Here is an 11992-nt window from a genome sequence, read left to right as displayed (position 1 = left end):
CCGAGCATATGCCCAGTGCCTTATGATTATATCGTTATATATGAGTGCTCTTACCCCACGGCCCCACGCACACGATGCCGCGTCATTGGCCTAATGGTAGCGCCGCGCTTAGACCAGTTACGCTATGAGTCCGCCATGACATCTATACATCATCTGCCGGAAGCTCGGTCATTCATCATGTCTGAGTAGTGTAGTGGTAAGGGGCTACACCTTCACCCGGAACATCAGTTCCTATGGTGATAGTGTAGCCCCAATATACAGACGCTGTGCCGTCCTCTTACAGACAATATACAGACACTAAATTATTATCAATTCATAACGCAAAAAACTTTGTTGTAGTCAAAACTATCGTAACTACTATTTTCTTTACCTTTTATGTCTTGAAAAACCCAAAACATCGTCCACTCGACACCTTCATTGTCTATTACTGGGGCGGACATTTCAAAATCGTATTTTTCACCCTCTTCTGCATCGTTGTAGTTTGTGTACACATTACGATTCAGCGTGGCGCCTGTTGGTTGAGGTTTGCCTTTCAAAATATATGTGTCGCCCTCGAATTTTATAATTCCATAATTGATTGTCATTTTAAATCTGCTCCTTTCACTCACCAGTATATTCGACACAAATTTCAGTTCTTTTTTTCAAAATAGGTTCACACAAGTTAGGTATAGATTGTGTGAAGACGGAACGACAGTGATTTTTTAATTCATTCGTGACCGGATTGAGCATTTCGATCAGATAGGCTGAACGATCAGCGTCGCGCTTTTTTTTGTTTGGACAACACCACCCGAAGGTATTAATCCAATCAGAAGCCTTTTCATTTTTATCAAGATCAAGCAGGAAACCTTTAACTTCTTTATAGCTTTTCTCATTAATTTTTTGGCGTTTTTCTGTCCATTTTTCTCTTTCCATATACCATTTCGGATCTTCCTCAATGGCGATGTTTACGATATTCCAGACATCCTCACGGATGTTTTTTGCCCAATCTACCTGCTTATCAGAGCCTTTTAAATCTACAAAACCCATTTTAATCAGTCCTTTCTGTCGCTCATTCAGTAATGCGGTTGCTTTATATTCTTATCATATACTCCCTGTAGTATATAGTCAATACTTTTTTATACTACAGGGAGTATATTTTTTTGCTCGTATGTGTTACTGTATATATGAGGTGATCATATGGGGAAATCAGCAACGCGTGCAAAACATAAATATAGCGAGGCTAATTACACTAAAAAAACGATAGAATTCCCCCTGAATCTTCCTGATCAGGTGATGGAAGTTGCGAAAAAACAAAACAAGAGCTTCCGAGCTTATGTGATTGAAGCTTTAGAAGAAAAAATGCAAAAAGACGCAGAGTAACCTGCGTCTTTTTTATATCACTACTGTTTTAAACGTATCTCTGTTACATGTTCATGCGTTAAATAATTCCCCAATCCTTTAACGTGTTGGCGACGGATATAACACCGCGCCTTATCCTCCGGTCGACTGTGCGCTCTGTGTGCCATCTTAGCTTACGTATGGCTGTTTGTCTATTGTTGCCCTGCAAGAATACGTGATCTGTAATGTCGCGCACCTCTGGGTCAAGTATAAGCGAGATTGCCAGCTCGATATTCGCCGTCTTATCGGCATACTCTTTTAGTTTGCACTGTTGCTTAGTCGTCAGCACGTCCATCTGCTTTAACCCGATCAGTGCACGACTCATATACTTGTATCGGCGAAGCAGGGACTTAGCTGCCTGAAATTCTGCTTCCGTAGCTTCGGGAAGCCATTGCATCTGCTCCACCCCCATGTAATTCATCTCAATCAAAAGGTTGGGTTGATTTAACGATATCCAACGCTTGCTGCGACGAAAATCCAGCTTCAACCAACCGGTCATACTTTTCTTTGCGATAACGACACTGTAAATTCAGAAATTGCATTTGTTCAGGCCACACACTCTCAATTGCATCAATCTGCATTTGCATTTCAACTTTGGTGATTTTCCCATTCGGTTTATCTTGATTACTCATCTAGCTCACCCTTTCAAAATTCGAATATATCGGACTGACCTTCCCTCACTGGCACTTGTCCGTCAGCAGCATCCACAATCAATCCCCTATCCAGCATCCATTTAGGAGCCGTATACAGATATTCCGCTTTAGCCTGTTTGCCTGCCCTCACCGTGCCACTACGGTCTTCATGCTGGGCTTGCAATGTCCAAACAAAGAATGTCTTGGCTTTCACTGGTTGTTTATCTCCAAGCCGTTCGCGCAACTCGTTTGTTCGTTGCTGGTTATAATTAGCGGCTGCTTCCGCTTGTTGTTTACGTGTAATCATTGAGACTCCCCCAGTTTAACGCCACAAAATGGGCAGTATGAGATTCCGTCTGTGCTTACGTTGACGTTTTCGCATTTGTCATGCTCATGAATCATAAGCCAATCTTCTGTGCCACGTACAATTTCTCTGTTGTGTTTTTCTGTGCCTTCACATTTGTGTTCCACGTCTTGCGACTGTTGCTCTGTCGGTATGCTTATTTTGATTTTCGGAGAAGTGAGCATGGTGCCTTCGGTGTATGTCACATCGAATCCGTCTTCTTTTAAAGCTCTAATAATGAATTCGTCGCGGGAATAAAAATCGCGCCGCACGCCCTTGTATCCCTGATCTATACTATCCATAAAAGCAGCTACCAGCTCTGTGTATACCTCGCTTTCCCGTGCTTCGGCTACCCGCTGTATCACCGCCTGTTCTTGACGCTTCTTCAAATCTTCGAAATTGTATCCCATATCCTTATCCTCCTTACCGGCACTGCCTGAGTAGTGCAGGATGATGTCTAATACGGTTTGCATGTGTTACGGTGTATCCTCTAAACGCTTTTTAAAATCATAGATAAACGATCCCATCTTGGCTTTGTTAAACTTATAAAAACGGTCACTTTCCGACCAAGGACGATCCATATTTAACACATTTTTACCAATTGACAAATAACCATTGTTATCGAATTCCTTATCGTAATATTCGTCGTAGTCCGATGCCACGCTATTAGCTTCTTTTGGTTCAATATTCGACCAAACGTATCGAGCTGCCTGTTCAATGCATTGGAGTAGCTCTGTAAATCCATCTGCGCTAAACTGTACACGCGCGTCGTATCTCCTAAACATGTTGTTGCTTTCGCTGAATCCTTCAATTTCAAATATCACCGCTGACTGCTTGACTTTTATAACCAATACATGATTGTTCTCGCTTTGAATTTTGCATAATGTTTTATCTCTGCTCATGTGTATCCTCCTTAGTAGCGATAACCTTGCCATTGACTGTATAGCAACCATTCCGCATTGATCTCCATTTAACAGGTCTGCGATTACTTCGACGTAACCGCGATGGCAGTGTTTTTTGAACAGCCACAAGAAAATCGATCGCAATATCTAATGACTCGATCACTGTTCGACCACCAGCATCAGCTTTGAAATCCAACACCAGTCGTCCCGTCAATCCATCCGTTAATACACCATTGCGCACATATATAGCCCGTCCCCGATGCCGCATGAACAGTTTGCCGCGCACGGGGTATTTGACGTTACCCCGGCGCTCGTAGAACGTTGTGTACTCACTCTGTCGCATCTGTAAGGCTCCTCTCTGGCTTAAATCGATGATGGAACTCAGTCACCGGCATCTTATCTGGTTCGGTGTGTGGGGCTATGTCGTTAAAGTGCACATAGCCCTCGTTGTCTTGGTATAACGCGTAAACCACTGTGCCATCAGAGTCTGTGTAAAATTTGTTGATTGGCAGTTGATTTTGTTTATCCACCCAGGCATCAAAGCTCTGGCGCATCTGTACCAGCTCCTATGGTTCTCATCTTGGTACGCGACAAGCAATAATATTCCCAACCGTCTAAATTCCCGTAATTGTCGATAATCCAGACTTCAATCAAACTTTCGAAGTCTGGATTATTCGGCAAATTCACGCTATTTATAACGCGGAGCTGAAAAGGGTCGTGTTCTGGATGTGTGAGTAGATATCTTTCCACTTTATACTCCCGCTCCGATGGAACACCTGTAGATCCACCTTCCAGCTCGATTGCCATAATCACTGTGCCTGGCAATACATACTTTGTGTTGTCAAGGATATAAGTGACACGTACTCTTACGGATCGATCTGTCAGCCAGGTAGTTTCCGGGTCATATTCCAGCAGCTCCAAAACGTCTCCAACTTTAAAATCTCGATCGTTTACACGGACTTCGAATGTTTTAGCACCGCTCACCACATCATTAAAGTATGGCTGTACCAACTTGAGCCGATGAATGTTACTCCCCATCTGATTTGCCCCCTTCCTTAATGATCCGCCCCAACATATCAGCCACAACTTGTTTGTCGAATCTGCCAGGTTCCATTTCATTGAGTACGATTATCGCTGCATGTATTGTTTTCAGCAGCTTATCCCGTTCCTGCTCTGCTGCTTCAGCTCGCAAGACTGCGTCATACATTAGGCTATCTGCAGATGCTGTGGGTGTGAATGTCACAGCATTGTCGTTTGGTTCGTTCATACCTGTTCACCACCCTCTAAGACACTTCCTAAATCATTCCACACCTTAGACAACACACTATACTTTGCATTTAATACATACAAATCAGTAGTAGGCCCTTCCTGATCCATCATTGCTTCAACGATCCAATATATTTCCCACCATAGTTCGTCGCGATATTTTTGTATAAAGGATGTCATACCTGTTATCCCTCCATAGGCTGAGACGCTGCCCAGCCTTTATTCAAACGCGTCTAATACGTTCCTTTACTGCCTTTTTCCAAGCTTCTATATTCAGCCCCTCACCAGCAAAGTAATCCTCCATCTCACGGTAGAAACCCAACACAGATTCATTAAAATTTACGCTTGCTGGCTGATCATACAGCCATGGACGGAACTGCGTCTCATATGCGTTATCCTTGACTCGGCGAATGTGTCTCTGGATCAAGAGGAAGAGTGTTTCCGGCACTGGCTTACCAGACTGAACTATCTTATTGAATCGCTTGATATGCTTTTTCCAAACTCGACGTTTCGTTCGTTTGTATTTGTTCATGTAGTCCCCTCCATAGGCTGGGAATGCCCAGCCCCCTGTAGTATGCGACCTACCTTTGTCTATACTTTGATCGTAAAGGGTAGCTCAAAATCATAGGGTAGCAGCCATAGGTGATACATATTTGCTTCATCCACCAGTTCGCGCGTGTCTGGGAACACTTCTATGGCGGTTCTCCACTCGCCAAGCAGCTCATTCTTGATACGCTGTTTCTCTGCCCAGCTGATATCGCTGCTCTGGGCATTGCGGATACAAACATGCGTCACTAGACCCCAATCCGTTTGTACGTCGCGAGCCATAACAAAATACTGACCATCCTTACTTGACCAGGCTTTATTCAGCTCGCCAAACCATCCCGTACCGACACCCGTACCTTTTGGTGTCGGTCTTCTGATCCATCCACTTGTACTCCCCATGTCTATCTCTCCTTTATGCGGAACATGTCCGCTAGAATAAGACTGCTTGATTCGCCGCTGCTGCCGCTACAGGATTGATCCATAGCACCTCGGTACGTTTCTTCCCTGCTTCCGCTTGGACTATACGTTCACTTCTGTTCCAATGACGAAGACGTTCGTTATACAATTGATGATCGTACCCTGATAGCAGAACCGGCCCCGGATGTGCATCCAGCGTGTCCAGCAACTGCATATGGTCATCGTTATTCATTTCGTGCTTATACATTCTTTTGCTTCGTGTTTGCAGGATATAAGGTGGATCCGCATACACCAACACATCATCGCGACGATAACGCTCTAGCAACTTGACGGCCGGTTGACTTTCGATTTGGACTGCCGCGAGCCGTTCCGTGATTTGCATTATCTTATCTGGCATTTCAGTCCATTGCCTTGTGATCGGCTTGTTGGGACAGTGATCGACACTGATGTTATGCCGCCACCCTGTTCTATCAGATGTTTTAGCTCCACGAGCCATCCAACACCGAACTAAAAATAATCGAGCTTTCTCAATATCGTTTATGTCATCACCAGGATGGTACGATTCCATATACTCCTGTCTGGCGTAAGGCGTGAATCTCACTGCCTGCGCCAATTCTTCTGGCCGGTCTCGGATCATCCGGAACAGATGGACGACATTGGAGTCTAAGTCATTAACTGTTTCAAGCTTGGATGGTTCTTTGTTGAAGAGCACCGCGCCAGAACCGAAATAGGGTTCCAAGTACGTATTGTGTTGCGGCATGTAGCTAATAATCCAGTCCACCATGCTCCATTTGCTGCCCGGGTAATGCAGTATGCGTGGTGCTTTCATTGCTGTATATCATCCTCTCTAAAATATAAACTCCTTCAAAAAATCTCCGCTACTCGTGCTGATAACAACCTTGTTACCACTTCCAGAATTTTCATTTATGATTGCGCGCAGGAATGATTTTAGATAACCACGGTATTCCCAACGATCGAATTGCTGCCATTCATTGCTAACAGTTTCAGATGATGACGTTTGGACAGGTACAAACTTTACTGCTACAAATTCACCTTTCATTGTTGCTTCATCCTCTCTGGGCTGGGACTTTGTGCATCTTTGTTCCAGCCCTTAAATTTTTTATTGTTGTGAATTTGTCAGGTTTTTAAATTATCATGTATAACTTTGATTGCCGCATAAATCGGATAAAGCTGATACGGATTGATCGCATTGCCCAATCCTTTCAAGCGACCAGCGCGATCCTTTACGCCTGTAGCTACTCTTGGCGGCTCCCAGTCGTATTGTTCGGCTCCGTATCCGGCAGGCCACTGATGTCTGTCCATCCAATCGGAAATCCCATCAAGCACTCCACCCAGTCGGGATTGAGCTGACCTTTCTGGTTTTGAATTGGTATTTGATCCATTCCATTTAGCTATCCCCTTCAAAATAGAGTGGCTTCCATTTCGTCTTCTGGAGGCTTAGCACGTTGCGCGACAACTTGCTCCCAAGTATATCCGCTTGCCATCAGTTGAATTTCTTGGACTGCCTTTTCAAGATTCTTCAGACTTGGTAATAATGATTCACTCAAAATATTCTGGAAATACTCCAGATCCTTCTCTGTATATGACTGTTTGCGGCGTTTTAGGAACTTGTCTTGAATATCCTCGATTTGTCTTTTGAGCATATTGACATGCTTGCGGTCGTTTTGCAGAATTTCGCGTAAGTCTGGCAGTGCTTTTTCAGCACGTTCACGAGTGTAGTGCGTATAAAATGTGTTATCCATCTTCATACTCCACCTTGATTAACAATTCGCCAGGTGCATGTCTCAACGCTTCGTAACGCTGCACTTTGATCTTTTTAGATTCGATCCAACGAGCTAAAGCTCTGCTGTTGATCTGTGCACCGCCTGCTTTGCCTTCGGCTAACTTGAGTCCAACTGGCGATAATTTCAGAATCAAACCATCTGTACATAAACCCACACTCATATGATTAGGCTTTACATCACTTAATAATTTTAGTGCTGTACGAGATATCGATAATCCGTCACGTATGATCCCCACGGATGCAGCAATCGGCCTACCCTCTGGTATAAACCATTCGATCTCATTCGATGTCGGTTTTTTCGGAGCCGCATCCAGTGGATCTACACTTGCAGATGACGTTTGCTCTGTTTGCCCCTTAGATTCCTTATATTTCTTAATTGCTGCACGTTCCAACTCTTTTGTCCCCATGCCCCACTTACGGAGCCAATAGGTGGATAAAGTGTTTTCCTTCAATCCCCAATCGATCGCGATCAACGCACGGCTATGTCCCTGCGCACGTAGTTGCAGGTACTGTGCCATATCTGGCGTAACCTTAGGCTTTTTATTGCGACTACCGTCATCAACCAGTACATAGGTGCCTTTCTTTTCGGCTTTCTTCATTTTTTCTGCATTGCCGGACAGATGTTCCGTAATTTGCTCTGGCGTCCATTTCGACGTTACCACTTCGCCAGGTGGCGAGCCGGGTTCATTACGACGTGGAATAGGCGGTGTCATTGCGCACCTCCGTCCCGATCACCTGCTGTATTATAAACCTGCACTAATCGCGCAATGGCTGCTATGCATTCCTCACGCACGACATTTGCCGGCTCCCCGCAATTGATCGCCATACGCAGTCCATCTACCTCGCTATCAAGTACGGCCATATGTCCGCTGATACTTTGATCAGGATCAGTAGAAGCTTGCAGCATACGATCAACTGAGACCGATATTTCCGCTACGGCAGGTGTAGCAAACAGAAATTTACTGAAACCCTCTCTACTACCAACCTTGATAACGCTTGCTTCTTTCATGTTCAATCACTCCAGTTCGTTGTTATTTGATTTAATTCAGTCTTTCCGCTTCCGGCGTGGCAAATGTTGCGCCTTCATACGCTCCTGCTCGCGCCGATGACTTGCATGGTGCGGTAGGTGCTCCCGATCCAAGACGTATACCCTGCCAACTTCCCGACCGTTGTCATCAACAATGCTGAAAAAGTGGCGCTGCTGGAATATTGGATCATTCATGGTAGTTCACCGATCAGCTCATAAAAAGCGCATTCTCCGTCAGTAATCACGTCCAACTCGGTATCCGAAAAGTCGGATCGAACGATCTGACTGCACGGTGGCGATCCGGTACGCATGTACATCTGAGTCATGTACTCCAGCACTGTCCACATGTTCGGATTCTGCAAGGTCATAGGATTCACACCCCTTCCTCAGAAATCCTTCCCAATTTTCATCGCACATTGAATAGTCATCCATAGCTATCAAATCTCCTTTGGCAAGCGATTATTGAGTGTGATATCACGTTTGATCACAACTGTATAATCACGAGACATTTCCACCAATCTGCTTGCCGCCGCTTCGTCGAACGCGCACAATTCAGCAATTGTACGTTCCGAGCACACCAGCATCGGTAGTTTGTTGAGGTAGCGATAATTGATGATTCCGAAGATCATTTCCGTCTGCCAATTCGTCGGCTTGTCCCGACCTTTGAACAGATCGTCCACAAATAACACAGGCACACGCTGCATTTGGTATATTTTGTCCTTCGCCGCTTCCAGATCACTTTTGAGTTCGTCCGTACCTTCGACCCACGGAAAATACTGGACAGCAATACCGCGAGCAAGCAGGTTGTTCGTGACGGCGGCAAGTAGATGTGTTTTGCCTGCTCCGGGTTGCCCAAGGAAGCAGCAACTATTATGCGTACCTTGCTCCTTACCAAACTCCTGAACGTACCGGTACGCTTTGGCGTACATTTCCTGAATTACTGCTGGCTTGTCGCTAGTAACAAAGTTGCCGAACGTCATTTTTTTAAACTCGTCTGTGATCTGACTGCTTTTGAGCAATCGTTCAATACGGCGTTTTTCCCTGCATTTGCACGACACAGCCACATCTTGCAAAATCTCATTTACCGTGCCGTCCGACAGAGTAACTTTACCTGGACGCTGTTCAATCACGAATTCTGAATCTTGGCAGATTGCGCATTTATAAGATGGTTGGGTCACGCTCTGGCATGCTCCACTTTCCGTCGTTTCGGTCGAGATATGCATACTGGTCTTCTTTTGCAGACGTTCCAGCATGTCCTTGAGTGGTCCGCTGATGTTGTCCAACGGCTACCGCCTCCCTTCGCTGTTTGGATTCTTCTGCCGTGTAAATACCTTCTTTGATCCAACGTTCCATAACCGGTTTAAAGTAATTCACACCGGGCTTTCCGTTATCCGATGATTCAGCTGCATGCCATAAGCAGCTGATGATTCGTTCGTCTGTGATTCCTCGCTTTTTCAAATCCCGTATATAAATGGACCAGACGGACGGCATTGTGAATGTTTTGTAAATCTGGTTGTAAGCATCGACAACACCGATTTCAGAATAAAACGGTTCGTCAGATGAAGAAGATGGGCCTATCTCTTCTTCTTTTATTTCTTTTCCTTTACTTTCTTTTCTTTTACTTTCCTTTCCTTGCATTGCATTTGCAGTGCTATTGCTATGCAAATGCATACTAGTTGCATTATCGACTTCCGCTGTCGACCCTTTCTTTTCCTTATCCCATCTGGCTTTAGCAGCCTTTCGACGCACTTCGGATTTTTGGTCGCGAAGCTCCATTCGCCGGTTCAGGGAAGCGCTCCAAAAGTATTCACCATCTGATTCAAAGAGTTCAAATTCACTGATACAATCATGCACAAATTCTGCAATCCGAATGCTATCGGTCTGCAATTGGGATGCAAATGCATTCCATGTGTACTTGCCTTGCATATCCAAACGATAGCCTTCGGATTCTCGCATCATTTCAACTAACATCCAGTACCACCCGTACCCCTCTGACCCGTAGACCGACCGCATTGCGGTGATCTTCGGATCGTGTCTGGCGTTGGAGTCGTGGGAAAAGTAGTATGCCTCTTTCACGTTGTATCCCCTCGTTCCTTTTGCCAAAATTGCTCTCGTAGTTGCTCAGCCCAGTGGCGACCTTCCTCGGTGTAGTCCACCCAGTTATGACACGTACCTGTATTGACCGATGGCCCACACAGCATCGCTACGTCATTGACTGTCGTCTCATCCAGCTTCCATCTGCGTACCAGGTGGGCACACTGCAATCCGATCGGACTACCGCAACGCTCGCAATATCCTTGACTGCGATCCAGCGCGTCAGTGTAGACCTCAGCCGTGATACGCCCCCGTTCCTTCGCAGTCTTCTTGCTGCGCTTGTGCGCTGGCTTCGGCACAGGTAGGTGCTTCCATTCGGTCACTTCGGATCACCCCCATATCCGTTATGCGGTTTGCCATACGCTTGATATTTACTTGGGTATCGAGCAAGTCAGTGTACAGTTGAATAAGCTCAGCACGGCATTCGCGCGCTTCATTCTCTGCATCGCGCGCTCGATCCTCCAACCCTTTGCAGTAGTCAAACGAATTACTCAAATCGATATGCAGGGACTCGTTTTCCCTGTCCGCTTCATCGCGCGTAATCAGCTCAATCCATGCGCCTGACTTATCCATCAATCGATGTTCTGTCGCCTGTCCACCGATAATCATCCGACGATCAGCTCCGACCTCAACCATTGTGCCGGATGGATAGCGCAGAATGTTGCTACCCACACGACGCGCAAACGCCCCAACACGACCAGCTACTTGATTAACTGGGTATTCGTGATCCTCAAGTAATAAAACTCGCATACTGCACCCCTTTTCTATTTTCAAAAACGCGCCAAATGCCTGAATAGCACCAAAGCAGCTCCGCAGAGCACAGCCATAAATCCTGCAATTACATACATCAACATTGACTGTCCCCTCGATCCGTGATAGATTCTATTTATAATTTTTGTTAATCATTTGACTAGGCTGCACGTTACCGCGTGCGGCCTTTTTCATGTTCCAATCCATCCAGCGACAAGTGTTAAGGCTGGCGGTAAATCCCTTTGCAGCACATCACGATAACTTGATACTTGATATTTATTCTTGATGTCTCGATGAATCTGCTGGAATGCATAACGCCGAGACACCTTATCTGCATGCAACCCATGTACTCGCTCGGTGATAGCTTGCTGTAACAAACGTTGTTGGTGACTATTGAGTGTGATTTGAGATTCAAGCCTTCCCTCAACTTCGGCTATTTGCTCCAACAAGAATTCCTGTCCAGATACCAATGCTTTCACCGTTTGTGCTAAAGCATGTATGGTCATTGGTTCTGCTTGATTAAGCGCTGTGGCCATTCGACCAAACTCTCGAATGTACAACTCTCTAAACTTACTGGCTTGTTCGCCCTTGTATCCTAACGCCAGAAACGTAAAGCCTTCCTGTGTGATCAAATACTTCGTTTGCTCCCGTCCTCGCCCATCCGTATATTTAATAGGCTCAAAGTTGAGCGCATTAAATTCAGGTGTCACATCCAGTGTTCTGATATCCCGTTTCACATTCTTGTGTTGCTTTCCAAACCCATCAGCTACACGGAGGCTGTCTGTTACCAAACGCCCCTCGTGAGCGTATACGAGCTGTTCCATGCTCAGTCCC

Annotated in this window: 28 protein-coding genes; 1 reads left to right on the top strand and 27 read right to left on the bottom strand. The window is 45.5% G+C overall.

The window, feature by feature from the left end; all coding sequences use genetic code 11:
- Positions 1–308 precede the first annotated feature (308 nt).
- Both AAHF22_RS23545 and AAHF22_RS23540 read right to left on the bottom strand, forming a co-directional pair.
- The gene (locus AAHF22_RS23545; protein ID WP_347327438.1) at positions 309–584 is read right to left on the bottom strand and encodes a hypothetical protein; all 276 of its coding nucleotides are present in this window, start codon (positions 582–584) and stop codon (positions 309–311) included.
- Between the two features lie 16 nt (positions 585–600).
- Complete coding sequence (locus tag AAHF22_RS23540; protein WP_347327437.1) at positions 601–1026, bottom strand: hypothetical protein; 426 nt, start codon at positions 1024–1026, stop codon at positions 601–603.
- Positions 1027–1176: 150 nt separating this feature from the next.
- Between AAHF22_RS23540 and AAHF22_RS23535 the strand changes: the two genes are divergently transcribed.
- Positions 1177–1359, top strand: coding sequence for a hypothetical protein (locus AAHF22_RS23535; protein WP_347327436.1), 183 nt, complete (start codon positions 1177–1179; stop codon positions 1357–1359).
- Between the two features lie 58 nt (positions 1360–1417).
- Here the strand turns inward: AAHF22_RS23535 and AAHF22_RS23530 are convergent, their stop codons facing one another.
- The 25 genes from AAHF22_RS23530 to AAHF22_RS23410 all read right to left on the bottom strand — a co-directional run.
- Positions 1418–1789, bottom strand: coding sequence for a hypothetical protein (locus tag AAHF22_RS23530; protein WP_347327435.1), 372 nt, complete (start codon positions 1787–1789; stop codon positions 1418–1420).
- A 10-nt stretch (positions 1790–1799) separates the two neighbouring features.
- The gene (locus AAHF22_RS23525) at positions 1800–2009 is read right to left on the bottom strand and encodes a hypothetical protein (protein WP_347327434.1); all 210 of its coding nucleotides are present in this window, start codon (positions 2007–2009) and stop codon (positions 1800–1802) included.
- 13 nt (positions 2010–2022) lie between these two features.
- Entirely contained in the window at positions 2023–2316 is a 294-nt protein-coding gene (locus tag AAHF22_RS23520; protein WP_347327433.1) for a hypothetical protein, read from the bottom strand.
- Positions 2313–2825, bottom strand: coding sequence for a hypothetical protein (locus tag AAHF22_RS23515; RefSeq protein WP_347327432.1), 513 nt, complete (start codon positions 2823–2825; stop codon positions 2313–2315). Before AAHF22_RS23515 ends, AAHF22_RS23520 begins: the two co-directional genes overlap by 4 nt.
- 3 nt (positions 2826–2828) lie before the next feature.
- On the bottom strand, positions 2829–3254 hold the full coding sequence (locus tag AAHF22_RS23510) for a hypothetical protein (RefSeq protein WP_347327431.1): 426 nt from the start codon (positions 3252–3254) through the stop codon (positions 2829–2831).
- Positions 3241–3597 (bottom strand): hypothetical protein, encoded by a 357-nt coding sequence (locus AAHF22_RS23505; protein WP_347327430.1) that lies wholly within the window; start codon positions 3595–3597, stop codon positions 3241–3243. Before AAHF22_RS23505 ends, AAHF22_RS23510 begins: the two co-directional genes overlap by 14 nt.
- Positions 3584–3808 (bottom strand): hypothetical protein, encoded by a 225-nt coding sequence (locus AAHF22_RS23500; protein ID WP_347327429.1) that lies wholly within the window; start codon positions 3806–3808, stop codon positions 3584–3586. The genes AAHF22_RS23505 and AAHF22_RS23500 overlap by 14 nt, the downstream gene beginning before the upstream one ends.
- Positions 3792–4292: a DUF3850 domain-containing protein gene (locus AAHF22_RS23495; RefSeq protein ID WP_347327428.1), complete on the bottom strand. Its 501-nt coding sequence runs from the start codon at positions 4290–4292 to the stop codon at positions 3792–3794. The genes AAHF22_RS23500 and AAHF22_RS23495 overlap by 17 nt, the downstream gene beginning before the upstream one ends.
- Positions 4282–4521, bottom strand: coding sequence for a hypothetical protein (locus tag AAHF22_RS23490; RefSeq protein ID WP_347327427.1), 240 nt, complete (start codon positions 4519–4521; stop codon positions 4282–4284). The genes AAHF22_RS23495 and AAHF22_RS23490 overlap by 11 nt, the downstream gene beginning before the upstream one ends.
- Complete coding sequence (locus AAHF22_RS23485) at positions 4518–4700, bottom strand: hypothetical protein (protein ID WP_347327426.1); 183 nt, start codon at positions 4698–4700, stop codon at positions 4518–4520. The genes AAHF22_RS23490 and AAHF22_RS23485 overlap by 4 nt, the downstream gene beginning before the upstream one ends.
- Before the next feature lie 43 nt (positions 4701–4743).
- On the bottom strand, positions 4744–5052 hold the full coding sequence (locus AAHF22_RS23480) for a hypothetical protein (RefSeq protein WP_347327425.1): 309 nt from the start codon (positions 5050–5052) through the stop codon (positions 4744–4746).
- A 59-nt stretch (positions 5053–5111) separates the two neighbouring features.
- Positions 5112–5465 carry a DUF7694 domain-containing protein gene (locus AAHF22_RS23475; RefSeq protein ID WP_347327424.1) on the bottom strand — a complete coding sequence of 118 codons (354 nt, stop codon included), beginning with the start codon at positions 5463–5465 and terminating at the stop codon, positions 5112–5114.
- Between the two features lie 31 nt (positions 5466–5496).
- On the bottom strand, positions 5497–6312 hold the full coding sequence (locus tag AAHF22_RS23470) for a DNA adenine methylase (protein WP_347327423.1): 816 nt from the start codon (positions 6310–6312) through the stop codon (positions 5497–5499).
- 18 nt (positions 6313–6330) lie between these two features.
- The gene (locus tag AAHF22_RS23465) at positions 6331–6543 is read right to left on the bottom strand and encodes a hypothetical protein (RefSeq protein WP_347327422.1); all 213 of its coding nucleotides are present in this window, start codon (positions 6541–6543) and stop codon (positions 6331–6333) included.
- A 77-nt stretch (positions 6544–6620) separates the two neighbouring features.
- Complete coding sequence (locus AAHF22_RS23460) at positions 6621–6806, bottom strand: hypothetical protein (RefSeq protein WP_347327421.1); 186 nt, start codon at positions 6804–6806, stop codon at positions 6621–6623.
- A gap of 98 nt (positions 6807–6904) precedes the next feature.
- On the bottom strand, positions 6905–7246 hold the full coding sequence (locus AAHF22_RS23455; protein WP_347327420.1) for a hypothetical protein: 342 nt from the start codon (positions 7244–7246) through the stop codon (positions 6905–6907).
- Positions 7239–8000, bottom strand: a complete 762-nt coding sequence (locus AAHF22_RS23450) for a hypothetical protein (RefSeq protein ID WP_347327419.1) — start codon at positions 7998–8000, stop codon at positions 7239–7241. Before AAHF22_RS23450 ends, AAHF22_RS23455 begins: the two co-directional genes overlap by 8 nt.
- On the bottom strand, positions 7997–8296 hold the full coding sequence (locus AAHF22_RS23445; RefSeq protein WP_347327418.1) for a hypothetical protein: 300 nt from the start codon (positions 8294–8296) through the stop codon (positions 7997–7999). The genes AAHF22_RS23450 and AAHF22_RS23445 overlap by 4 nt, the downstream gene beginning before the upstream one ends.
- 36 nt (positions 8297–8332) lie before the next feature.
- Positions 8333–8509, bottom strand: coding sequence for a hypothetical protein (locus AAHF22_RS23440; RefSeq protein WP_347327417.1), 177 nt, complete (start codon positions 8507–8509; stop codon positions 8333–8335).
- Positions 8506–8682, bottom strand: a complete 177-nt coding sequence (locus AAHF22_RS23435; protein ID WP_347327416.1) for a hypothetical protein — start codon at positions 8680–8682, stop codon at positions 8506–8508. Before AAHF22_RS23435 ends, AAHF22_RS23440 begins: the two co-directional genes overlap by 4 nt.
- 69 nt (positions 8683–8751) lie before the next feature.
- A complete protein-coding gene (locus AAHF22_RS23430; protein ID WP_347327439.1) occupies positions 8752–9537 on the bottom strand; it encodes a DnaA ATPase domain-containing protein in 786 nt (261 codons plus the stop codon).
- Positions 9473–10390 carry a Lin1244/Lin1753 domain-containing protein gene (locus tag AAHF22_RS23425; RefSeq protein WP_347327415.1) on the bottom strand — a complete coding sequence of 306 codons (918 nt, stop codon included), beginning with the start codon at positions 10388–10390 and terminating at the stop codon, positions 9473–9475. The genes AAHF22_RS23430 and AAHF22_RS23425 overlap by 65 nt, the downstream gene beginning before the upstream one ends.
- Positions 10387–10707, bottom strand: a complete 321-nt coding sequence (locus AAHF22_RS23420; protein ID WP_347327414.1) for a hypothetical protein — start codon at positions 10705–10707, stop codon at positions 10387–10389. Before AAHF22_RS23420 ends, AAHF22_RS23425 begins: the two co-directional genes overlap by 4 nt.
- Complete coding sequence (locus tag AAHF22_RS23415; protein WP_347327413.1) at positions 10643–11158, bottom strand: hypothetical protein; 516 nt, start codon at positions 11156–11158, stop codon at positions 10643–10645. Before AAHF22_RS23415 ends, AAHF22_RS23420 begins: the two co-directional genes overlap by 65 nt.
- Positions 11159–11349: 191 nt before the next feature.
- On the bottom strand, positions 11350–11992 hold a 643-nt coding region (locus tag AAHF22_RS23410; protein WP_347327412.1), incomplete at its 5' end, for a Rha family transcriptional regulator.

Origin of the sequence: Paenibacillus wenxiniae (assembly GCF_039822605.1) — a bacterium.
Taxonomy (GTDB): domain Bacteria; phylum Bacillota; class Bacilli; order Paenibacillales; family Paenibacillaceae; genus Saccharibacillus; species Saccharibacillus wenxiniae.
The sequence above is the reverse complement of the archived record's forward strand: the minus strand, read 5'-3'. Positions and strand labels throughout refer to the sequence as shown.